Here is a 21,458-nt window from a genome sequence, read left to right on the forward strand (position 1 = left end):
TTCCGGGGCATGGGTGAGCGCATCGGCATCGACGGTCCCGACGGCGCCACGGTCGAGGCCTACCTCACCGCCGGACCGCAGGGTGGGCCCGGCGTCCTACTGTGCATGGACGCCATCGGCCTGCGCCCGCGGCTCGAGGAGATGGCCGACGAGATCGCCTCCTGGGGGCACACGGTGCTCGTCCCGAACCTCTTCCACCGCTTCGGCCCCGCCGACGAGCTGGCGCCCGAGGGCGACCTGACGGCGCCCGGCGCGCGGGAGGCGTTCTTCGGGGGTGCGATGCAGCGGGTCCGCGGCTACACCCCCGACCAGGCCGTCGCCGACACCCGCGCCGGCGTCGCCGCGCTCCGCGCCCACGGCCTCACCGGCCCGATCGGCGTCCACGGCTACTGCATGGGTGCCGCCGTCGCCGTCCGCGCCGCCGGCGACCAGCCGGACGACGTCGCCGCGTGCGGCGGCTTCCACGGCGGCGGGCTCGTCACCGACGCCGACGACAGCCCCCACCGCACCCTCGCGTCCGCGCGGGCGGCGTTCGCCTTCGGCCACGCCGACCAGGACTCCTCCATGCCGCCCGAGGCCGTCGCCGAGCTCGGCCGGACCCTCGAGGACCTCGGCCTCGACGCCGTCAACGAGGTGTACGCCGGCGCCGCCCACGGCTACACGATGGCCGACACCTCGGTGTACGACGCCGACGCGACGGCGCGCCACTTCCGCACGCTGCGCGACCTCTACGCGCCGCTGCGCGGCTGAGGCGGACCCGCCCCGGCGGAGCCGCGGACGACCCGAACCGCGCCGACTACTCGAACAGCTCCGGCGCGTCCGACGCCCGGCCGGTGAACTCCGGGGCGCGCTTCTCGAGGAACGCGGCGACGCCCTCCTTGCCGTCCCGCGTCGAGGCGTGGAACATCGCCACGGAGTCGGCGCGGTGCGCCTCCTCAGGGTGCCGGGCGCCGAGCCCGGCGTACATCAGCCGCCGCGTCATCGCGATCGCGGTGGGGGAGCGGTGCTCGGTGAACCGTCGGGCCAGGGCGTACGCCGCGTCGAGCAGCTCCTCCGGCTCGTGCAGCGACCGCACGAGGCCACCCTGGTGCGCCTCCTCGGCGCTCAGGATGTCGGCCGCGTAGCTCCACTCCAGGGCCCGGGAGATGCCGACGATGCGGGGGAGGTACCAGGACGACGCCGCCTCGGGCACGATGCCGAGCCGTCCGAAGACGAACCCGATGCGCGCGGACGTCGAGGCGAGCCGCACGTCCATCGGCAGCGTCATCGTCGCGCCGATGCCGACCGCCGCCCCGTTGATCGCGGCGATCACCGGCTTGTCGCACTCGCGGACCGCGAGCGTCACCCGGCCGCCGAGGTCGCGGACACCGGTGACGACGTCGGGGTCCTCGAACCGCTCGCGCAGCAGGGCCGGGGTGACCTCGGCGTCCTCGTCGAGGCCGAACACGTTGCCGTCGGAGCTGAGGTCCATGCCCGCGCAGAACGCCCGCCCGGCGCCGGTGACCACGACCGCACCGACCGCGTCGTCCGCGGAGGCGCGGCCGTAGGCGTCGATGAGCTCGCCGCACATGGCGACGGTGAAGGAGTTCAGGGCGTCCGGCCGGTCCAGCGTCAGCGTGAGGACGCCGTCGTCCACGGACCAGTCGAGGGTGTCGTACCCGGGGTCGCTCACTGGCCCTCCAGCCCGGACGGCGTGCACAGCTGGCGGCCGATCCGCTCGGTCTCGTCGTTGCGGATGCGGTTGAACATCTCCTCCGACCTCTCCGCGTCCCAGTTCACCTCGAGGTCGGCGATGGGCACGCCGCAGGTCAGGCCGTTCTCGCCGTCGACCCGGGTCATCGCGAAGGCGAAGCGGCCGAGGGCGAAGGGTCCGGTCCCGTCGCTGACCCGCAGCGAGCCGGCGGCGGCGATGTTGAGGCGCCACCAGCGCAGCGGGTTCAGCACCGACCAGGGCGAGAACACCTTCGCGCCGACCGCTGAGACGACCTCGCGCTGGTTCTCGGCGCGCTGGATGTCGCTGGTCGCGAACTTGCGGGTCCGGGCGTAGCCGAGGGCCTCGGTCCCGTCGACCTCCTGGCAGCCCCTCCGGATGTCGAGGTTGGCCAGCGGGTCGTCGATGGCCTGGTCGGGGCAGATCTCGATGCCGCCGACCCCGTCGATGATGTTGACGAAGCCGCCGAACCCGATCTCCACGAAGTGGTCGATGCGGATGCCGGTGTTGGACTCGACGGTGTCGACCAGCAGCTCGGGGCCGCCGATCGCGAACGCCGCGTTGATCTTGTTGGTGCCCTCGCCGGGGATGTCGACGATCGAGTCGCGAGGGATCGACATCAGCAGGTTCGGGCCGCTGCCGACGTGCAGCAGCATGATCGTGTCGGTACGCCGCCCGGCGGCGTCGCCGGTGCCCAGCTCCTGACGCTCCTCCTCCGAGAGGTCCTCGCGGGAGTCGCTGCCGACGAGCAGGTAGTTGGTGCCCGGCTGGCTGTCGAGGCGGTCGTCGCCGAACGCGTCGATCCGGTCGATGCGGAAGTAGGCGATGATCGGCACCGCGACCAGGAAGACGAGCCACGCCACCAGCAGCAGCACCAGGTAGCGGGGCCGGAAGCGGAAGCCCCGTCTCGTGCGCTGCGTCCTCGGCTGGGGAGCCCGGGCCGGGGCAGGAGCCGGCGCGGGACGCCGGCTCGGCGGCTCGCCGCCGCGGCCCACGGCGGGCATCGACTGGGTCGAGCCCACGCCCTGCGAGCCACCCTGCGACCCGCCGGGCGGGCCGTACAGGTCGTAGGGGTCACGGCCGGCGGGCTGTTGCGGGGGCGAGGCGGGTGGGGGAGCGCCGCCGGACTGCGGTCGGAAGACCTGCGTGGCCTCGTCGTCCGGACCGGTCGACGCCTGGCTCGACGGCTGGCCCGACGGCTGGCTCGACGGCTGGGCGGGGCGCGGGGCGGTGCCGCCGCCCTGCGGCGCGCCGTCGCCGGAGCCCGGGGCCGTGGAGGTGCCGTAGAGCCAGTCGTACTCGGGCGTGCCCCTCTGGGGTCCCTGCCCTCCGCCCTCCGGCCGATCTGCCATGCGGTGACCGTACCGGGCGCACCACCCGCGACGGGGCGAGGCACGATGGCGGCGTGCCCCACGACGACGCGACCCTCCCGGGGTCGCGTGACTGGCGCAGCACCCGCACCGAGCGGCTGCTGCTCGACGCCTACGGGCCCGGCGACCTCGCGGCGCTCGCGGCGCTGCACGCCGACGCCCGCGTCTGGGGGCACTACCCCCGGGGCCGTCACACCGACGTGTCCAGGACCGCCGCGATGGCGGCCGCCGACGCCGCGTGGTGGCGCCGTGACGGCCTCGCGCCGTGGTCGGTCCGCCTCGCCGACGCCGGCCCCGGCTCGCCCGTCGTCGGACGGGTGGGGTGCTCGGTGCCGGACGGCAGGCCGTGGTGGAACCTCTACTACCGGCTCGCGCCCGCCGTGCAGGGCTCCGGCCTGGCGGTGGAGGCCGCCCGCCACGCCCTCGCGGCCGCGCACGCCGTCGACCCGGACCGGCCCGTCCTGGCGTTCCTCGTCGAGCACAACGCCGGCTCCCGGCGGACGGCGGAGGCCCTCGGGCTGCGCCTCGTCCACCGCGGCCCCGACCAGGGCAACCCCGACCCGGACGCCGTCCGCCTCGTGTTCCTCGACCGCGACCCCACCGACGCCGTCCGCGCGGCCATCGACGGCCTCCGGGTCTGAGGCGGCCGGCGGACGTCGACCACCGGACGGCGACCAGCCTCACCCTGAAGTTCAGGTCGAGGGTTCGGCGCGCCGTCGGCCCTGTGACAGGTGTGGCTGGTGATACTGACGGGCACGTCGCTGCTTCCTTCCCCGAGCAGAGAGGTCCCGATGTCGCTCGACCGTCCTCCGGTCACCCCGCACCCCGCGGGTCCCGCCCGTCCCGGGGTGTCGCCCCGGACGTCGTCGTCCCCGGACGACCGCGCGGCGCGGGTCCGGTTCCGTCGGGCCATCACCCTGATGCTGCTGACCCTGGTGGCCCCGGGCTCGGCGCAGCTGCTCGCGGGCAACCGCCAGGTCGGTCGCGTCGCGCTGCGGATCTGGGTCGGGCTGCTCGTGGTCGTCGCGGCGCTGCTGCTGACCGGCCTGGTCTGGCACGGGATGGTGTTCGAGCTGGCCTCCGACGTCCTGGTGCTGGGCGTCGTGCGCTTCGTCCTCATGGCCCTGGCCGTGGGGTGGGCGACCCTGTTCATGGACGCCTGGCGCCTCGGCGACCCGCTGAGCCTGCGTCAGCCGCAGCGCGTCGCGGCGGTCGGGGTGAACGGCCTGCTGTGCTTCAGCGTCGCCGGGACCCTGCTCTTCGGTGCGCACGTCGTCGGCGTGCAGCGCGAGCTCATGTCGTCGATGTTCACGAACGGGGAGGCCACGGCCGCCACCGCGGGCCGCTACAACGTGCTCCTCATGGGCGGTGACTCCGGCGAGGGCCGGGTCGGCCTGCGGCCCGACTCGATGACCGTCGCGAGCATCGACGCCGAGACCGGCCGGACCGTCCTCATCTCGCTGCCGCGCAACATGCAGAACTTCCACTTCCGTGACGGCAGCACGATGGACAAGCAGTTCCCCGAGGGCTGGACCTGCGACGACTGCTACCTCAACGCGGTCAGCACGTGGGCCACCGACAACGCCGGCGTGTTCAAGAAGTCCAAGAACCCCGGCATCGACGCCACCATCGACGCCATCGAGGGCATCACCGACCTCCGCATCAACTACTGGGCCATGGTCAACATGGCCGGCTTCACCGAGCTCGTGGACGCCGTCGGCGGGGTCGAGCTCAACGTCCGCGACCGGATCCCGGTCGGCGGGCTCGGCGACGACGTCGTCGGCTACATCGAGCCCGGCGTTCGCACCCTCGACGGCCACGACACGCTCTGGTTCGCCCGCGCCCGCGAGGGCTCCGACGACTACTCGCGCATGGCCCGGCAGAAGTGCGTGATGAGCGCGATGCTCGACCAGGTCAGCCCGCAGAGCGCACTGCGCAACTTCTCGGACATCGCGAAGGCCAGCTCGGCGATGATCTCGACCGACGTCCCGGGCTCCGAGGTCGGCACCTTCGCCCAGCTCGCCCTCAAGGCGCGCTCCGAGCCGATCTCGACCGTCTCCCTCGTGCCGCCGCTCATCAACACCGCCGACCCGGACATCGAGCTGATCCAGAACCGCATCGCCAACGCCATCGACCGCGCCGAGGGCAAGGAGGCGCCGAAGCCGTCCCGCAAGCGCACCCGCACCCCCGCGGACATGACCGGGGGCTCGCTGGGCAACATGAGCGACGGGTACGCCGCCAACCAGGCCGAGGACCTCGGCGCGACCTGCTGAGCCGGCGCCACCCCGGGGTGGACGGGGTCGTCAGAGTCGTCGGGGTCGTCAGGGGTCGTCAGGGGTCGACGAGGGAGCCCGCGAGCGGCGCGACGACCGCGTGGACGGCGGGGGAGGCGGCCACCACGAGGGGGCCGTGCTCGTCGAGCAGGTGCGCCCGCGTCGGGTCGTACGGCGTGCCGTCGGCGCCGCCCGTCGCCCCGCCCGCCTCGGTGACCAGGAGCGAGCCGGGGGCGTGGTCCCAGGGGGCGCCGTTGCCGTAGAGCGCGACGGTGGCCTTGCCCTCGATCAGCGAGGGGTAGTCGAGGCCGCAGCAGACCCAGGTCAGCTCGAACGGTCGCAGGCCGGGCAGACCCCGGCCGCGCCACCGGCGCTTCGAGGTCACGGGGAGCCAGGCCTCCGTCTCCTCACCGGGGTCGGGCACCGTCAGCCGCTCGCCGTCGCGCCAGGTGCCGGCGCCGCGCTCGGCGACGTACGACCGGCGGTGCTGCGGCTGGTGGATCCACGCGCGCGTCACGAGCCCGTCGCGGAGCTCGGCGACCATCACGGCGTGGTCGGGGGAGCCGTGCACGAAGTTCTTCGTGCCGTCCACCGGGTCGACCGTGAAGGCGTGCCCGGAGCGGGCGGCGGCGGTGAAGCGGCCCAGCAGCGCCGGGTCACCGGCGTACGCCTCCTCGCCGAGCACGACGGCGTCGGGGTACGCCGCGGTGAGCGCCGCGGTCAGCTCGACCTCGGCCTCGCGGTCGGCGACGGTGACGAGGTCGCCGGGGTTCTTCTCCGAGACCTCGGCGTCGTCGAGGGCGCGGAAGCGGGGGGTGATGACGCGCGCCGCGACGTCGACCACGAGGTCCAGCACGGCGTCGGTGTCCACGACCCCCAACAGTAGGGTGACCGCCGTGAGGGTCTCGGCGGTGGTGGTCACGTTCAACCGCCTCGGTCTCCTCACCCGGCTCCTCGACCGGCTCGCCGAGACCCCCGGCCTCGACGAGGTCCTGGTGGTCGACAACGCCAGCACCGACGGCACCCGTGACTGGCTCGCCGCCCGGGCCGCGGCGCACGCCGACGTCCACGTCCGCACCCTGACCACCAACACCGGCGGCGCCGGCGGGTTCCACGAGGGCCTCGGGTGGGCGGTCGAGCGCGGCGCGGACCTCGTCTGGCTCATGGACGACGACGGCCTGCCGGACGTCGACTGCCTGCCGACCCTCCTCCGGCACGCCGACGACCTCGACTTCTGGGGGCCCGTCGTCGTCGACGAGGAGCACCCCGACGAGCTGGTCTTCCCCATCCGCCTGCCCGGCGGCGTCCGCGTCGCCCACCGCGTCGACGAGGTCACCGCCGCCGCCACCGACGGCGTCCTGCCCGGCGTCGTGATCCCGTTCAACGGGGTGCTCGTCACCCGCGCGCTCGTCGAGGAGATCGGCCTGCCCCGCGAGGAGTTCTTCATCTGGGGCGACGACCACGAGTACCGCCTGCGCGCCGAGCGGGCCGGCGGCCGCGTCGCCACGCTGCCCACCGCCCGCGTCCGCCACCCCAGCGTCGGCGAGCTCGGGACGCCCATGATGTTCGGCCGCACGACGTACAACCACAGCCCGAGCGACCTGAAGGCCTACTGCATGGCCCGCAACAACACCGTCAACCTGCGCGACTACAAGGGCTGGCCCCACGTCGCCGCGTTCTGGGTCAAGACCGTGTGGTTCTACCTGTTCACCCGCCCCCGCCCGGCCCGCATCGCGCTCTCCGCGCGGGCCGCCCTCGCCGGGCTGCGCGGCGACTTCACGGGTCACCGGAGGTTCCTGGCCGGTGGCTGAGAGGGAGACCGTCGCCGTCGCGGTGGTGACGTACAACCGGGCGGACCTGCTGCGCGGCATGCTCGCCGGGCTCGCCGCGCTCGACCCGGCGCCCGACGCGGTGATCGTCGTCGACAACGCCAGCACCGACCACACGCCGCAGGTGCTGGCCGAGTCAGACCTGCCGGGCCTGGTCGTCGACCGCTCCGAGACCAACCTCGGCGGCGCCGGGGGCTTCCGGCGCGCGGTGAGGGCGGCGTACGACGCCGGCTGGGACCGCATCTGGCTCATGGACGACGACGTCGTGCCCGCCGCCGACTGCCTCGGCGTGCTCCTGTCGTACGACGAGGACTGCCTCATGGCGGTCCGCGAGGACCGCACCGGTGCGCTGGTCGAGAAGGCCGCCCTCACCTTCGACCTCACCCACGCCCGCGCGATCAAGCCGAAGACGGCGATGGTCGAGACGACGTTCGGCACCCGCGAGGCGATGCCGGAGACCGTCGAGCTGGAGAACGTCGCCTTCGAGGGCTTCATGGTCCGGCGCTCCGTGGTCGCCGAGATCGGCCTGCCGGACGACTCCTTCTTCATCTTCTACGACGACTGCGACTACGCGATCCGCGCGCGGCGCGCCGGTCGGCGCATCCTCGCGGTGCGCGACGCCGTCCTCGTCCGGCAGCTCGACTTCGACCAGCAGCACGACCTGGCGGGGTGGAAGGGCTTCTACATGTACCGCAACCTCTTCGCGGTGCACCTGCGCTACGGGGAGAGCCCGCTGGTGCGGGCCAAGCCCTGGTTGATCACCGCCGCGGTGGTCGCGCTGAGCCCCGTCCGGGGCGGGCGGGGTGAGGCACGCAACGTGATCCGGGCGCTGCGCCACGCGCGGGCGATGCGGTCGTTGCCCTCGTCGTCCGTAGACTGACTCCTCGTGTCACTCCCTGATCTGGTCGTCGTCGGGTCCGGTTTCTTCGGGCTCACCATCGCCGAGCGCTGCGCCAGCGACCTGGACCTGAAGGTCCTCGTCCTCGAGCGCCGCCACCACCTCGGAGGCAACGCCTACTCCGAGAAGGAGCCGACGACCGGCATCGAGGTCCACAAGTACGGCGCCCACCTGTTCCACACCTCCAACGAGCGGGTGTGGGAGTACGCCAACCGGTTCACGACCTTCACCGACTACCGGCACAAGGTGTTCGGCAAGTACCAGGGCCAGGTCTACTCCCTGCCGATGAACCTGTCGCTCATCAACCAGTTCTTCGGCAAGGCCCACACGCCCGCCGAGGCGCGGGACCTGATCGCCGAGCAGTCCAGCGAGATCGCCACCGAGGACGCCACGAACCTCGAGGAGAAGGCGATCAGCCTGATCGGCCGCCCCCTGTACGAGGCGTTCATCAAGGGCTACACCGGCAAGCAGTGGCAGACCGACCCCACGAAGCTGTCGGCCGACATCATCACGCGCCTGCCGGTCCGCTACACCTACGAGAACGGGTGGTTCTCCGACACCCACGAGGGCCTGCCGACCGACGGCTACACCGCCTGGCTCACGCGCATGGCCGACCACCCCAACATCGAGGTCCGTCTCGAGACCGACTTCTTCGACGTGGCCGACGAGTTCAGGGGGACGGTCCCGATCGTCTACACCGGCCCCGTCGACGAGTACTTCGACTACTCGGAGGGCCGCCTGACCTGGCGGACCGTGGACCTCGAGGAGTCCGTCGAGGACGTCGACGACTTCCAGGGCACCGGTGTCGTCAACTACAACGACGCGGACGTCCCCTTCACCCGCATCATCGAGTTCCAGCACTTCCACCCCGAGCGGGCGAAGACGCACCTGCCGGGCAAGACCGTCATCGTCCACGAGTACAGCCGCTTCGCCGGCCCGGACGACGAGCCCTACTACCCCGTCAACACGGCCGAGGACCGCGAGAAGCTGCTGCGCTACCGCGAGAAGGCCAAGGCGGAGCCGGACGTGCTGTTCGGTGGCAGGCTCGGTACGTACCAGTACCTCGACATGCACATGGCCATCGGGTCGGCGCTGTCGATGTACGACAACACCCTGCGCCCCCACTTCGCCGAGGGCGCCCCCCTGACCAGCGGAGGTGTGGCCTGATGCGACGGGTCCTCCAGCGCCAGATCCTACCCACCGACGGCGACACCGACGTCATCAGCCTGTACGTCGACTCCCAGCCGGTGCAGCTCGACCTCGACAAGTACGAGGTCGGCTCCAACCGCAACGCCCGGGCGATGAACGCCACGGCGATGCGCCAGGCCGTCGGCGGCGAGGAGACCGTCCACCCCGACCAGATCGAGTCCCGCACCGCCCTGCGGGTCCCGGCCGGGGAGAAGCTGTCGTTCGGCACCTACTTCAACGGCTTCGCCGCGTCGTACTGGCGGCGCTGGACCGTCGTCGACAAGGTCCGCCTGACCGTGGACGTCGAGGGCCCGGGCGCCAGCATCGTCGTCTACCGCTCGACCGCCAACGGCCGCTCCCAGCGCGTCGACACCGCGGCGGTGGGGGAGGAGGCCAAGGCCACCTTCAGCTTCGACCTCACGCTCGGCCCGTTCGTGGACGGCGGCTGGTACTGGTACGACGTCCTCGCCGGTGACACCGACGCCGTCGTGACCTCCGCCGAGTGGTCCGCCGAGGTCGACGAGGACCGCGCCGCCGCCGGCACCGTCGACATCGCGATCACGACGATGAACCGGCCCGACTTCTGCGCCCGCCTGCTCAGCCAGCTCGGGGACGACGCGGCGCTGCGCGGCTACCTCGACTCCGTGATGGTCATGGAGCAGGGCAAGGACAAGGTCGTCGACTCCGAGTACTGGCCGGCGGCCCAGGCCTCGCTGGGCGACCTGCTGACCGTCCACGAGCAGGGCAACCTCGGCGGCTCCGGCGGCTACGCCCGCGGCCAGCTCGAGAGCGTCCGCAAGGGCACCGCGACGTACACGATGATGCTGGACGACGACGTCGTCTGCGAGCCCGAGAGCATCGTGCGGGCCATCACCTTCGGCGACCTCGCCCGCCGCCCCACGATCGTCGGCGGCCACATGTTCAGCCTGTACGCCCGCTCGCGCCTGCACAGCTACGGCGAGATCGTGCAGCCCTGGACGTTCTGGTGGCAGTCGGCCCCCGGCGTGTTCACCGACTGGGACTTCTCCTCGCGCAACCTGCGCTCGTCGCGGTGGCTGCACAAGCGCATCGACGTGGACTACAACGGCTGGTTCATGTGCCTGGTGCCGCGGACGACGCTCGAGCAGATCGGCCTGTCGCTGCCGCTGTTCCTCAAGTGGGACGACTCGGAGTTCGGCCTGCGGGCCAAGAAGGCCGGCATCCCGACCGTCAGCCTGCCCGGCGCGGCCGTGTGGCACGTGCCGTGGACGGACAAGAACGACGCCGTCGACTGGCAGGCCTACTTCCACCAGCGCAACCGCTTCGTGGCGGCGCTGCTGCACTCGGCGTACCCCAAGGGCGGCCGGATGGTCCGGGAGAGCCGCAACCACCAGATCGCCCGGCTGATCTCGATGCAGTACTCCACCGTCGAGATCCGCCACCAGGCGCTCCTCGACGTGCTCGAGGGGCCCGACCACCTGCACCGGGTGCTGCCGACCCGCCTGGCGGAGATCAACGCGATCCGCAAGGAGTTCAGCGACGCCCAGCTGCAGACCGACCCCGACTCCTTCGCGGAGGTCAAGCGGGAGAAGCCGCCTCGCAAGGGCCGCGACGGCACCGAGGTGCCCGGTCGCCTCAGCCTGCTGGTCCGCGCCGGCCTGCAGCCGCTGCGCCAGGTCAAGCCGCCCCGCAAGCTGTCGCGCACCAACCCGGAGGCCGAGGTCCGCGCCGAGGACGCCAAGTGGTACCGCCTCGGCACCCTCGACTCCGCGATCGTGTCGATGAACGACGGCGCCTCCGCCGCGCTGTACCGCCGCGACCCCGAGACCTTCCGCGCCCAGCTCGCGAAGACCGTCGAGGTCCACGAGCGCCTCAAGCGCGAGTGGCCCCGGCTGGCGCGGGAGTACCGCGAGGCCCTGCCCCGGATCACGTCCCCGGAGGCCTGGGAGGAGACCCTGCGGCCCTGGAGGGACGGGTGACCGCCGTCGAGGAGACCCCGGCGAAGGGCGAGCCGTACGACATCTCGCACCTGCCGCTGGTCGCCCCCTCGGCGACCACGGGCCTCTTCGAGGTCTTCCGCCGCCGCTACCTGCTGCGGCTGCTGGTGCGTCGGGAGATCAGCGCGCGCTACCAGGCGTCGTTCCTGGGGATCCTGTGGTCCTACGTGAACCCGTTCACGCAGTTCCTGCTCTACTACTTCATCCTCGGCATCGTCGTCGGCCTGCAGGACCGCTTCCAGAACTTCGCCGTCCACGTGTTCTGCGGGCTGGTGGTCGTCTCGTTCTTCACGGAGACGTTCAACGCCGGCACCCGCTCGATCGTCGGCAACAAGCAGCTGGTGCAGAAGCTCGCGGTGCCCCGGGAGATGTTCCCGGTCGCCTCGATGCTGGTGTCCGGCTACCACGTGATCCCGCAGCTGGCGGTGCTGTTCGTGGTCGCGCTGGCCTACGGCTGGACGCCGGACCCCGTCGGCATGCTCGGCCTGTTCGTGGCCCTGCTGATCGTCGGGACGCTCGGGACGGCGCTGGCGCTGCTGTTCAGCGCCGCCAACGTGTTCTTCCGCGACTTCGCGCAGGCCGTCAACGTCCTGACCAACTTCGTGCGCTTTGGCGTCCCGATGATCTACCCGTACACCCTGGTGTCGGAGCGCTTCGGGTCGTTCGCCCAGTTCTACTTGCTGAACCCGATCGCGGACGCCGTCCTGCTGGTGCAGCGCGCCATCTGGGTGGGCACGACCAGCGACCCCGCCGAGTTCACCCGCATGCACATCCCGGACAACATCCTGCTCATCGGCCTCGGCGCGTTCGGCGGGTCGCTGGTGGTGCTCGTCATCGGGCAGCTGGTGTTCAGCCGGCTGGAGAACAAGATCCCGGAGCGTCTGTGACCACCTCCATCGTCGTCGACGACGTCTCGAAGAAGTTCACGCTGCGCTACCACCGCACCCTCAAGCAGGTGACGGTGGCGGCGATGCGCCGCCAGGAGCTCTCCAACACCTTCTGGGCGCTGCAGAACGTCTCGTTCGAGGTGCAGCAGGGCGAGTCCATCGGGCTGATGGGGCTCAACGGCTCGGGCAAGAGCACCCTGCTGAAGCTCGTCAACGGCGTGATGCGTCCCGACAGGGGCCAGGTGCTGACGCGGGGTCGCATCGCGGGGCTGATCGCCGCCCGCGCGGGCTTCCACCCCCAGCTGTCGGGCCGCGAGAACATCTACCTCAACGCCGCCGTCCAGGGCATGAGCGAGGCCGAGACGAAGCGGAAGTTCGACGACATCGTCGAGTTCGCCGACATCGGCCGGTTCCTCGACTCCCAGGTCGGCCACTACAGCTCCGGCATGACCGCCCGGCTCGGGTTCTCCGTCGCCGTGCACGTCGACTCCGACATCTTCCTCGCCGACGAGGTGCTGGCGGTGGGGGACCGGCCCTTCAAGAAGAAGTGCATGGAGCGGATGAAGGAGATCCGCGACTCCGGCCGCACCATCTTCTACGTCAGCCACGCCCCTGGCTCCGTCCGCAAGATGTGCAACCGCGTGATCGTGCTCGAGGAGGGTCGCGTCGGCTTCGACGGGCCGACCGACGAGGGCATCAGCTACCTCAAGTACGACAACAAGGCGGACGACGAGGACGACACCGACGACGACCTCGGCGCGGACATCTGACGCTCGCCCTCCCTGGTCGAGGTGCGGGCGCTGCGGTGCTCGCGGATGTCGAGGTGCGGGCGGAGCGATCCACGAGACCCGGTGCCCGGCGGGCGTGGTCCCCGACGTCCCGGCCGTGGTCGGGGCCGCTGGCGGGTCGGAACGTCGGGGAGTACCGGCCCGACGGCTCCCGGAGGCCCGGCGACGGCGTAGTCCCCGACGTCCCGGCCGTGATCGGGGCCGCTGGCGGGTCGGAACGTCGGGGAGTACCGGCCCGACGGCTCCCAGAGGCCCGGCGACGGCGTAGTCCCCGACGTCCCGGCCGTGATCGGGGCCGCTGCCGGGTCGGAACGTCGGGGAGTACCGGCCCGACGGCTCCCGGAGGCCCGGCGACGGCGTGGTCCCCGACGTCCCGGCCGTGATCGGGGCCGCTGGCGGGTCGGAACGTCGGGGAGTACCGGTCTGACGGCTCCCGGAGGCCCGCGACGGCCCGCGACGCGCCGAGAAATTCGGACTCGTCGGCGTGTCGAGTGGAAATTACAGCGTTGTTCTTACTCAGTTCCTCTGTGGTGACGCATGTGACTGGTGTGAAACTTGGGTGCTCGTGTGAACCTTCCCCGTCACTGGAGTCCTCCGGATGCGCCCCTCACAGGCCCGTTTCGTCACCGTCTGCCAGCAGCTGCTGGCGCTCGCGGTGGTCCTCGTCGTCCTGGCGCCGGCCGCCGGGATCGCCACCCTCGACGTGGTCGACCGCGTCCCCGACGAGCCCGGCACGGTCGGTGACGCGCGCGTCCTGCTGCAGCCCGCGGCGTACGGCGCCGAGGACGCGCCCGGTGAGGCGGAGGTCGAGACCGCGCCGGTCGAGCCGAGCGTCGTCGAGCATCAGCTGACCACCGACGCCCCGGCCGCCCGGCGCAGCGAGCCCGGGCGCAGCGCGCGCTCGACGCCGTCCGCGCTCGCCGGCGGGCGGGTGCTCAGCGAGGCGGAGCCGGTGACGGGGTACGGCGCCGTCGGCGTCACGTGGGGCGAGGGTCAGGGGGTGGGCGAGGACGGCATCGCCGTCGCCGTCCGCACCCGCACCGAGGGCGGGGCCTGGAGCGCCTGGGACGACGTGGAGTACCACGACGACCACGCCCCGGACCCGGACAGCGCCGAGGCCCGCCGAGCCCGCCCGGGCACCGAGCCGACCTTCGTCGGCGACGTCGACGAGGTGCAGGTCCGGGCCGAGACGGCCGGCGGCGCGATGCCGTCCGACATGCGACTTTCCGTGGTGGGCCCGGGGGAGTCCGCGGGCACCCGGACCGAGGAACCGGCGTACGGCGCCGCGGACGACGACGCGCCGTCCACCACCTCCGCGACCGCCGTGGACGCCGCACGGCCCACCATCTACTCCCGCGCCCAGTGGGGCGCCGACGAGCGGCTCCGCTCGGGCAGCCCCAGCTACGGCACGGTGAAGGGCGGTTTCGTCCACCACACCGTGAACGCCAACGACTACACCCCGGCGCAGGTGCCCGGGATGCTGCGGAGCATCTACGCGTACCACACGCAGAGCCGCGGCTGGAGCGACGTCGGCTACAACTTCCTCGTCGACAAGTTCGGTCGGATCTGGGAGGGCCGCTTCGGCGGGGTGACGCGGGCGGTCATCGGCGCGCACACCCTGGGCTACAACCACGAGTCGTTCGCGATGTCGGCGATCGGCAACTTCGAGACCGCCACGCCGCCGGACGCGATGGTCCGCGCGTACGGCGCGCTGATGGGCTGGAAGCTCGGCATCCACGGGGTCGACGCGGGCGCCGCCCGCGCCGTCATCGCGGGCCGCACCTTCCCGAGCCCGATCAACGGCCACCGGGACGCCGGCTCGACCGCGTGCCCGGGCCGCTACCTCTACGACCGCCTGGGGGCCATCCGGTCGCTGGCGGAGGCCGCTCAGGACGGCAACGGCGGGGGCGGCGAGCAGCCGCCGACCGAGCCGCCCACCACCCCTCCGGTCGAGGTCTCCGGCAAGCCCGACCTCGACTCGAACCTCGTGGGCACGAAGCACCCCGACCTCGCCGTGCGCCGTGCGAGCGACAACCGGATGCTGGTGCTGCGCACCGCGGGCGGCACCAAGTTCACCGAGCCCCGTGCCGTCGGCGGCGCCCAGGGCCTGCCGCGCACCGCGCAGCTCCTGATCAGCCCCGACCTCACCGGTGACGACGTCCCCGACGTGGTCGCGGTCGACGGCGGCCGCGCCGCGATCCACCCCGGACGCGGCGACGGCACCGTCGGCGAGGCCGTCCGCCAGGCCAACGGCTTCACCGGGATGTCGCTGGTCGTCGCCGTCGGTGACCTGGACGGCGACGGCCGCCACGACCTCGTTGGCCGCAGCGACGCCGACGGCCGGCTCACCGCGTTCCTCGGCACCCGACGCGGCGGCTTCTCCCGCCAGGTGCTCGGCGCCGGCTGGAACGCCTACGACCGGGTCTCCGGGGTGGGCGACGTCGACGGCGACGGCAGCGACGACCTGCTCGGCGTCGACGCCGAGGGACGGATGTTCCTGCACCGGGGTGGCTCCGAGACCGCCCGCGGGGAGCGTCGCGCGACCGTCGGGCCCCGGCAGCAGGTCGCCCAGGGCTTCGGCGGCCTCAGCGGTCTCGTCGGCGTCGGGGACGTCAACCGGGACGGTCGCCCCGAGGTGCTCGTGCGGCGCCAGGGCGGGACGGCGTACCTGCGCAGCCTCGAGCCCGACCTCACCCTGGGGCCGGCGTACGGGCCGCTGACCGGCTTCACCGGCCTCGCGGGCCTGGCCGGCGGTGTGGACCTCACGGGCGACGGGTGGCCCGACGTGCTGGCGCGGCGCGCCGGCCAGGCCGTGGTGGTGCCCCACAAGGGGACGACCGAGGTGATGGAGCCGCTGGTGACCGACGTCGACCTGTCGGGCGCGAACCGCCTCATGACCGCGGGCGACATGAACGGTGACGGCCACGGCGACGTGGTCGTGCGGCAGGGCAAGGGGGTCCTCAACCTGTACCGCGGCGACGGGCAGGGCGGCTTCGCGGCGAAGGTCCGCATCGGCACGGGCTTCTCCGACGTCGAGGGCCTCCGTTCCGTCGGCGACGTGACCGGCGACGACAAGCCCGACCTGCTCGGCACCCGCGGCGGTCGCGCCCTGGTGTGGCCCGGCCGCGGCGCGGCGGAGCTCGCCTCGCCCGTCGCCGCCCCGGCCGCGCTCGTGGACTACTTCCGGCCCGAGGCGAACGCCGCGAAGAGCTGGGACTGGGCCACCACCGTCAGCGACCTCCGGCTCGTCGGCGCGCCCGACCTCGTGCTCGGCGACCGGGAGACGACGCTGCTGTGGTCGCGCAACCGGAGGAACGACGGGACCTACGAGACCCGCCGGCTCCTCACCCGCTGGGACGGAGCCTGGAACCTGCTGGGGTGAGCCGACGCGGGCCCGGTCCCGGCGCTCAGAGCTCCACGCGCCGGGTGACCCGCTCGGTCTCCGCGAGGGCGTCGAGGCGGGCCTCGTCGGCCCCCACGGCCAGGACGAGGCTCGCACCGTGCGACCAGCTCGCCACGAGCAGGGCCAGACCGTCGGCCGAGCCGAGGTCGCCGGTGACGAGCAACCGGTCGCCGTCGGCGACCCGCGGGTCCGTGCCGGCCGCGGTCAGCAGCTCGCCCTGGGTGGCGTCGGGCGTGGCCTGCTCGTCCTCGGTGGGTGGGTCGAGGGCGAGGAACGCGTCGGGCTGCGACCAGATCTCGACGCCCACGTCGAGGACGCCGGCGGGCAGCGGGTCCGCGAAGCGCACCCCGAGGGGGAGCAGCGCGCAGGCGAGCACGGTCGTGCGGTCGGCGTACGGCGCCCAGGCGGCGACCGCGTGGGGCCCGCACACGACCGCGTCGGTCGCCGCCGCACCGTCGTCGGTGGGGGACCCGGGCCCGGTGGGCACGACGCGCAGGCCCGCGGTCCAGGCGGCGGCGGCGAACACCGACGTCAGCCAGTGCGGCGGCAGGTCGAGGGTGAGGGTGTCACCGCGCTCCCGGTCGCACTCGTCGACCAGCAGCGAGGCGGCCTTGGCCACCCAGTTCGCCCACGTCGTGACGGACAGCTCGACGCGCTCGCCGGTGCGCTCGTCGTAGAAGGTGACCAGCGGACGCCCCGGGTCGGTCGACGCGAGGGAGGCGAGGAGGGCGGGGATCGTCACGGACGGCCACCCTAGACGTCGTCCTAGACTCCGCGTCATGCGCTTCTGGGCCGTGGTGCCGGCAGGTGGGGCGGGGACGCGGCTGTGGCCGCTCTCGCGTCGCGACGACCCGAAGTTCCTCCACGACCTCACCGGCTCCGGCGCCTCGTTGCTGCAGCAGACCCGCGCCCGGCTGGCCCCGCTCGCCGACGACCGGGTCCTGGTCGTCACCGGCGTGGCGCACGCGGACGCCGTCCGCCGCCAGCTGCCGGAGGCGGTCGGCGCCCGGGTCGTCGCCGAGCCCTCGCCGCGCGACTCCATGGCCGCGATCGGCCTCGCCGCGGCGATGATCGAGCGCGAGGACCCCGACGCCGTCATGGGCTCGTTCGCCGCCGACCACGTGGTCGCCGACGAGGCCGCGTTCGCCGAGTGCGTGCGCCGCGCCGTCGCCGTCGCCGCCGAGGGGCCGCTGGTCACCCTCGGCGTCCGCCCGACGTACGCCGCCACGGGGTTCGGCTGGATCCACCTCGGCGCGGCCCTCGACGGCCACCCCGGGGCGTACGACGTCGCCGAGTTCGTGGAGAAGCCGGACGCCGGGCGCGCCGCCGCCTACCTCGCCGGCGGGGAGCACCGCTGGAACGCCGGCATGTTCGTCGCCCGCCCGGGCGTCCTGCTCGACCTGCTCGCCGACTCCGACCCGGCCTTCGCCGCCGACCTGCGCGCCATCGCCGCGGACCCGACCCTGCTCGAGGAGGTCTGGCCCCGGCTGCCGAAGATCGCGATCGACCACGCCGTCGCCGAGCCCGCCGCCGACGCCGGCCGCGTCGCGGTGGTCGAGGCGGACTTCGACTGGGAGGACGTCGGCGACTTCTCCGCCCTCGCCGGGCTGCTGCCCCCCGCGGCGTCCGGCCCCCGCGTGCTCGGCGACCCCGACCTCGTGCACGCCGTCGACGCCGACGGCATCGTCGTCCCCGCCGCCGGTCGCCCCGTCGCCGTCGTCGGCCTCACCGGCGTGGTCGTGGTCGACACCGGCGACGCCCTGCTCGTCACCAGCGTCGAGGCCGCCCAGGACGTCAAGCGCCTCGTCGCACAGATCGCCGAGCGGCGTCCGGACCTGCTGTAGCGCCGCCGCGGCCGCGCCGTCACCGCTGGTCGAGGTGCGAGCGGAGCGAGCCTCGAGACCCGGTGACCCGGGCGCCGCTGGTCGAGGTGTGAGCGGAGCGAGCCTCGAGACCCGGTGACCCGCCTGTACGGCGACCCGTGACCGCCGCGACCTCGTTCCTCGGCCGCGGCTCGACGGTCAGTCGTCTCGCCGGTGTCTCGACGCGCTCACGCGGCTTCGTCCCTCAGCCGCGTCGCTTGCTCGACCCCGTGTGACGACGGCAGTCCCTCGTTCCTCGGGACTACCTGTCACACGGCATTCGGCTCGGGGGAGTCCGTGTAGGGGAACTCGGTCATGAACGCGTCGAGCGCGGCGCCGCTGGGCTCGGAGCAGTACTGCCACACGCCCGTCTGCGCACCCTCCTCGATGATCCCGTCCTCGACGGCCTGCGGGTTGTTGCCGGCCGACCAGCGGGTCATCGCGACGTGCGCGTCGCCGGGGAACGGGTCGCCGTCCTCCGAGGTCCACGGCACGGCCTTGAACTTGTTGCGGAGGTCCTCGCTGCCCTCGAACTTCTCGCTGATGGCGCGGATCTCCTCCATCTGCTGCGAGTCGTCGGCGACGGTCTCGTCGTACCAGAGGATCGTGAAGCCGTGCTCGAGGTTGTGCACGAGCATGCCCAGCTCGGGGCGGTCGGACTCGCTGTAGAACTTGCGGTCGAAGCCGTCCCAGTTCTCCCAGTGGCGGCCGAAGGCGGGCGGGGAGTCCGGGTAGGTGAGCGGCGTGCCCTGCGGCACGTGCTGCTGGTTGCCCTCCGCCGGCTTCGTCTCGACGTCGGCGCAGACGTCGGCGGGGGCGCCGATGTCGGCGACGGAGGCGTCCTCGTACTGGCGCAGGTTCCACCACTGGCTCACCGGCTGGAACGCCGCGGCCCCGACGATGAGGATCGCGATCAGCAGGCAGACGCCGACGATGGCGACGTTGCGCCGCTTCTCGCCGCGCCTCTGCTGCTTGCGCATCTTGTCCGCCACCGCCCGGCGGTCGGACTTCTGCTGCTTCTCTGCCACGGCCTGCGCTTCCCTACTGGTCTCGGAGACGTCCGCGGGGGAGTCTACGGACCCGCCGGTGGCGGCCCGAGGCGGACGACGGACCCGTCGTCGGTGGCCGTCCACCCGTGCGCCAGGGCGAGCACCCGCAGGCGGAGCCGGTCGGCCTCGTCAGCGTCCCCCACCACCACGTGCGCGACGCCGTCGGCGCCCGTCGTCGCCTCGGGGGTGCCGCAGCCCACGGTCGCCACCGCCGCGGCCACCTCCTCGGCGCTCGCCGGGCCGCCGTACGGCGTGGGGTCGCCGCCGTCGCCGCGCTCCCCGGCGAGGGCCTGGACGACGGCCTCGCGGGCGCCGTAGCCGAACAGGTCGCCACCGGGCGGGCGCACGAGGGCGCGGGCGCCGGGCCCGTCCGTGCCGGGAGGGAGCACGAGGCGCTCCAGGCCCCGCACCAGGGCGAAGGGCCGGGCCGCGAGCTTCCCGCCCGCCAGCTCGGCGGCGCCCGCCACCTCGTCGGCGACCGCGGGGGCGGTGACGGCCAGCGGGTTGCCGTAGCCGTCGGTGCGACCGGCGTGGTCGTCGAGGACGACGAGCCCGGCGACGCCGATCGCGAGGTCGGTCTGCCCCTCGCGCCAGGCCCGGCCGACGGTGTCGGTGACCACGACGGCGACGTTCGCGCCGGTGCGGCGTGCGATCACGTCGCGCAGGCGGCGGGCCGAGTCGTCCGGGTCGTCGGGAAGCAGGACCACGTGCCCGGCGGGGACGTTCGAGGCGTCGACCCCGGCCGCCGCCATCGTCAGCCCCAGGCGGGTCCGCACGATCGTGGTCGGTCCGCGGCGGGCGACCACCCGCACCCGCTCGTCCGCCAGCTCCTCCGCCAGCCCGTCGAACCGGTCACCGGGCCGCAGGCGGCCCTCGGCCTTGCTCACCACCTTGCTCGTCACGACGACGACGTCGCCGTCGACCGGTGCCTCGCCGTCGCCGGCCAGCGCGTCGAGGACCAGGGCCACGAGGTCGTCGCCCGCACGGACCTCGCCGACGCCGTCGGGGGCGACGACGTGGAGGTGTCCGCTCACGCGAGCACGAGGGCGGTCGCGGCGGCGGCCATCCGCCCGGTGGCCTCCTCGTCGCTCATCAGCAGCGGGACGGCCGCGCACGCGATGCCGGCGTCGCGGACGGCGTCGACCTGGTGGGCGTCGGTGTCCGCGACCAGCCAGCCGTCGAGGATCCCGCCGGACGCGCGCGAGCCGTAGTGCCGCGCCACGGCGGACGCCGAGACCTCGACGCCCAGGGAGTCGAGCAGCTGGCGGGCCATCCCGTGGACGTGGCTGTCGCCGATGATCGGGGAGACCCCGACGACGGGTGCGGGCCCCTCCTGCAGCGCCTCGCGCAGGCCGGGGACGCCGAGGATCGTCCCGATCGACACCACCGGGTTGCTGGGGGGCAGCAGCACCAGGTCGGCGCCCGCGACCGCCTCCGTCACGCCCGGGGCGGGGGTGGCCCGGTCGAGGCCGACCACGACGACGGCCTCGGCGGGGACCTGGGCGCGCATCCGGACCCAGTACTCCTGGAAGTGGACGGTCCGGCGCCCGCTCGGCGCCTCGTCGTCCGCGATCGCGATGTGGGTCTCGACGCGGTCGTCGGTCATGGGCAGCAGCTCGACGCCCGGCTCCCACCGCCGGCAGAGCGCCGCCGTGACGGCGGAGAGCGGGTAGCCCGCCTCGACCATCTGCGTGCGGACCAGGTGGGTGGCCAGGTCGCGGTCGCCCAGCCCGAACCAGTCCGGGCCCACGCCGTACGCCGCGAGCTCCTCGCTCGCCGCCCAGGTCTCGCCGCTGCGGCCCCAGCCCCGTTCGACGTCGATCCCGCCGCCGAGGGTGTACATCACGGTGTCGAGGTCCGGGCAGACCTTGAGGCCGTGGATCCACCAGTCGTCGGCGGTGTTGGCCACGACCGTCACGGCGGCGTCGGGGGAGACCCCGGGCAGGGCGCCCGCGCGGAGGGCTGAGAGGGTTCCCCGCAGGAAGCGAGCACCACCGACGCCTCCGGAGAGCGCGACGATCGACCGTGCGGCCGGAGAGGCCCCCTGGGGGGCGGAGACGTCGGGGGAGGGGGCGTGCGACACGCCCCACAGCCTGCCGCACGCGCGGCGGCTCACCGTGGTGCGGTCCGCGACGCGGCACCCTGCGGTGCGGTCAGGGGCCCTGCCAATAACACAGAACGGCTTGACTTCCGAGGTACGACAGGCATGTAATTCCCTCAGTGT

18 protein-coding genes are annotated in these 21,458 nt (G+C 73.3%); 11 read left to right on the forward strand and 7 right to left on the reverse strand.

Annotated elements, in window-relative coordinates:
• The first annotated feature begins 9 nt into the window (after positions 1-9).
• Positions 10-750: a dienelactone hydrolase family protein gene (locus MJ876_RS07805; RefSeq protein ID WP_240235700.1), complete on the forward strand. Its 741-nt coding sequence runs from the start codon at positions 10-12 to the stop codon at positions 748-750.
• 46 nt (positions 751-796) lie between these two features.
• Here the strand turns inward: MJ876_RS07805 and MJ876_RS07810 are convergent, their stop codons facing one another.
• Positions 797-1,672 (reverse strand): crotonase/enoyl-CoA hydratase family protein, encoded by an 876-nt coding sequence (locus MJ876_RS07810; protein ID WP_240235701.1) that lies wholly within the window; start codon positions 1,670-1,672, stop codon positions 797-799.
• Positions 1,669-3,063 carry an LCP family protein gene (locus MJ876_RS07815; RefSeq protein ID WP_240235702.1) on the reverse strand — a complete coding sequence of 465 codons (1,395 nt, stop codon included), beginning with the start codon at positions 3,061-3,063 and terminating at the stop codon, positions 1,669-1,671. The genes MJ876_RS07810 and MJ876_RS07815 overlap by 4 nt, the downstream gene beginning before the upstream one ends.
• A gap of 53 nt (positions 3,064-3,116) precedes the next feature.
• Here MJ876_RS07815 and MJ876_RS07820 point away from each other — a divergent pair, with 53 nt between their 5' ends.
• On the forward strand, positions 3,117-3,722 hold the full coding sequence (locus MJ876_RS07820; RefSeq protein ID WP_240235703.1) for a GNAT family N-acetyltransferase: 606 nt from the start codon (positions 3,117-3,119) through the stop codon (positions 3,720-3,722).
• Positions 3,723-3,872: 150 nt separating this feature from the next.
• Positions 3,873-5,354: an LCP family protein gene (locus tag MJ876_RS07825; RefSeq protein ID WP_240235704.1), complete on the forward strand. Its 1,482-nt coding sequence runs from the start codon at positions 3,873-3,875 to the stop codon at positions 5,352-5,354.
• Between the two features lie 58 nt (positions 5,355-5,412).
• Here the strand turns inward: MJ876_RS07825 and MJ876_RS07830 are convergent, their stop codons facing one another.
• Positions 5,413-6,225, reverse strand: coding sequence for an inositol monophosphatase family protein (locus tag MJ876_RS07830; RefSeq protein WP_240235705.1), 813 nt, complete (start codon positions 6,223-6,225; stop codon positions 5,413-5,415).
• A gap of 25 nt (positions 6,226-6,250) precedes the next feature.
• Between MJ876_RS07830 and MJ876_RS07835 the strand changes: the two genes are divergently transcribed.
• The 7 genes from MJ876_RS07835 (at position 6,251) to MJ876_RS07865 (ending at position 16,302) form a co-directional block, all read left to right on the forward strand.
• Complete coding sequence (locus tag MJ876_RS07835; protein ID WP_240235706.1) at positions 6,251-7,165, forward strand: glycosyltransferase family 2 protein; 915 nt, start codon at positions 6,251-6,253, stop codon at positions 7,163-7,165.
• Complete coding sequence (locus MJ876_RS07840) at positions 7,158-8,063, forward strand: glycosyltransferase (protein ID WP_240235707.1); 906 nt, start codon at positions 7,158-7,160, stop codon at positions 8,061-8,063. The genes MJ876_RS07835 and MJ876_RS07840 overlap by 8 nt, the downstream gene beginning before the upstream one ends.
• Before the next feature lie 6 nt (positions 8,064-8,069).
• The gene (gene glf, locus MJ876_RS07845; RefSeq protein ID WP_240235708.1) at positions 8,070-9,248 is read left to right on the forward strand and encodes a UDP-galactopyranose mutase; all 1,179 of its coding nucleotides are present in this window, start codon (positions 8,070-8,072) and stop codon (positions 9,246-9,248) included.
• Positions 9,248-11,227, forward strand: coding sequence for a glycosyltransferase (locus tag MJ876_RS07850; protein WP_240235709.1), 1,980 nt, complete (start codon positions 9,248-9,250; stop codon positions 11,225-11,227). The genes glf and MJ876_RS07850 overlap by 1 nt, the downstream gene beginning before the upstream one ends.
• Complete coding sequence (locus MJ876_RS07855; RefSeq protein ID WP_240235710.1) at positions 11,224-12,132, forward strand: ABC transporter permease; 909 nt, start codon at positions 11,224-11,226, stop codon at positions 12,130-12,132. Before MJ876_RS07850 ends, MJ876_RS07855 begins: the two co-directional genes overlap by 4 nt.
• A complete protein-coding gene (locus MJ876_RS07860; protein ID WP_240235711.1) occupies positions 12,129-12,902 on the forward strand; it encodes an ABC transporter ATP-binding protein in 774 nt (257 codons plus the stop codon). The genes MJ876_RS07855 and MJ876_RS07860 overlap by 4 nt, the downstream gene beginning before the upstream one ends.
• A gap of 616 nt (positions 12,903-13,518) precedes the next feature.
• Entirely contained in the window at positions 13,519-16,302 is a 2,784-nt protein-coding gene (locus MJ876_RS07865) for an FG-GAP-like repeat-containing protein (protein ID WP_240235712.1), read from the forward strand.
• Positions 16,303-16,327: 25 nt separating this feature from the next.
• Here MJ876_RS07865 and MJ876_RS07870 read toward each other — a convergent pair whose 3' ends face one another.
• Positions 16,328-17,065 (reverse strand): TIGR03089 family protein, encoded by a 738-nt coding sequence (locus MJ876_RS07870; protein ID WP_240235713.1) that lies wholly within the window; start codon positions 17,063-17,065, stop codon positions 16,328-16,330.
• Positions 17,066-17,102: 37 nt separating this feature from the next.
• Here MJ876_RS07870 and MJ876_RS07875 point away from each other — a divergent pair, with 37 nt between their 5' ends.
• The gene (locus MJ876_RS07875; RefSeq protein WP_240235714.1) at positions 17,103-18,167 is read left to right on the forward strand and encodes a mannose-1-phosphate guanylyltransferase; all 1,065 of its coding nucleotides are present in this window, start codon (positions 17,103-17,105) and stop codon (positions 18,165-18,167) included.
• 287 nt (positions 18,168-18,454) lie between these two features.
• On the opposite strand, the gene MJ876_RS07880 is transcribed toward MJ876_RS07875, so the two are convergent.
• From MJ876_RS07880 to cofD, 3 genes are read right to left on the reverse strand one after another with little or no spacing between them, the layout of a single operon-like run.
• The gene (locus tag MJ876_RS07880; RefSeq protein WP_240235715.1) at positions 18,455-19,213 is read right to left on the reverse strand and encodes a DUF3105 domain-containing protein; all 759 of its coding nucleotides are present in this window, start codon (positions 19,211-19,213) and stop codon (positions 18,455-18,457) included.
• A 44-nt stretch (positions 19,214-19,257) separates the two neighbouring features.
• On the reverse strand, positions 19,258-20,268 hold the full coding sequence (gene cofE, locus MJ876_RS07885) for a coenzyme F420-0:L-glutamate ligase (RefSeq protein WP_240235716.1): 1,011 nt from the start codon (positions 20,266-20,268) through the stop codon (positions 19,258-19,260).
• Positions 20,265-21,317, reverse strand: coding sequence for a 2-phospho-L-lactate transferase (gene cofD / locus MJ876_RS07890; protein WP_374202463.1), 1,053 nt, complete (start codon positions 21,315-21,317; stop codon positions 20,265-20,267). The genes cofE and cofD overlap by 4 nt, the downstream gene beginning before the upstream one ends.
• Positions 21,318-21,458 lie beyond the last annotated feature (141 nt).

This window comes from Nocardioides sp. CFH 31398 (genome assembly GCF_022436705.1).
Classification (GTDB): domain Bacteria; phylum Actinomycetota; class Actinomycetes; order Propionibacteriales; family Nocardioidaceae; genus Nocardioides.